Annotated in this window: 1 protein-coding gene and 1 pseudogene; both read right to left on the bottom strand. The window is 47.1% G+C overall.

The genetic code is table 11. The annotated features are described in order from the left end of the window. On the bottom strand, positions 1-723 hold a 723-nt coding region (gene cmoB, locus A3735_RS03690; RefSeq protein WP_068637608.1), incomplete at its 3' end, for a tRNA 5-methoxyuridine(34)/uridine 5-oxyacetic acid(34) synthase CmoB. 8 nt (positions 724-731) lie between these two features. Further along, positions 732-945 (bottom strand): annotated as a pseudogene (locus tag A3735_RS30205) (carboxy-S-adenosyl-L-methionine synthase CmoA); the annotation flags it as partial.

Genomic DNA, 945 nt, shown 5'->3' with positions numbered 1-945 from the left:
ACTATAGCCTAGCTCACCTTCACAAATGAGCGTTTCCAGCACCAGTTCGCCGCCCTGGCGCAAGGTCCCCTTGAGCTCCAATAGGTGATCGATAGGTGAGCGGCGATGGTAAAGCACGCCCATTGAGAAAGTTGTGTCAAAGGCCTCTAGCTGTGGTGTCACATCTTCCATTCGTACTGGGAGCAAATGGATGGGTGCTTGAGGGCCACAATATTTCTTTAGAGTCTCGAACTGTAGTAAGAATAAAAAGTTCGGGTCGATCCCAATAACATTTTGTGCGCCTTCGCCCAACATACGCCAGCAGTGATAACCAGAACCGCAGCCTACATCGAGTATAATCCGGTTTTTTAAGGGGGTGATGTGGTCTTTGATACGTTCCCATTTCCAGTCTGATCGCCACTCCGTATCGATATGAACGCCGAATAAGTCATAGGGTCCTTTTCGCCAGGGTATTAAACCTCTAAGTGCTTGTTCAAGCTGTTTAAACGTATCACTATTTAGGCCTTCCTTGCTGTCGGCACCAACACGTGAAGCATCTAGATTGACGATGTCGGAGTTTAAAACTGGCAGAGAATGATAGGCCTCCAACCAACGCTTTAAGTCACCATGAGGCTTTTCTTGAAGCTTATGTTTGAGTAGGGGGATTAAAGTCTCCAACCAGGGTTCGAGCTTGTTGCTGCGCATGAAAGCAAATAAGTCGTCATAGAGAGGGTAGAAATCCATCGTTATACCTAAGCTGCTTTAATCGCTATCAGCGACATAAAGTTGAAACATTGATACCAAAGGTGGGAGTGAGTAAACCCGGCCTCTTTCAAACGTGCTTGATGCGCTTCTAGGGTGTCTGGCATTAGTACCTTTTCAAGGGCGCTTCGCTTTTGGCTCACTTCCAGTTCACTATAGCCGTTTGCGCGTTTAAACAACCAGTGCAGTTCTTCTAGCTCGCTT

The sequence above is a fragment of the Oleiphilus sp. HI0061 genome, assembly GCF_001635675.1.
Note: the sequence above shows the minus strand (reverse complement) of the source record. Positions and strands in the feature narration are given on the sequence as shown.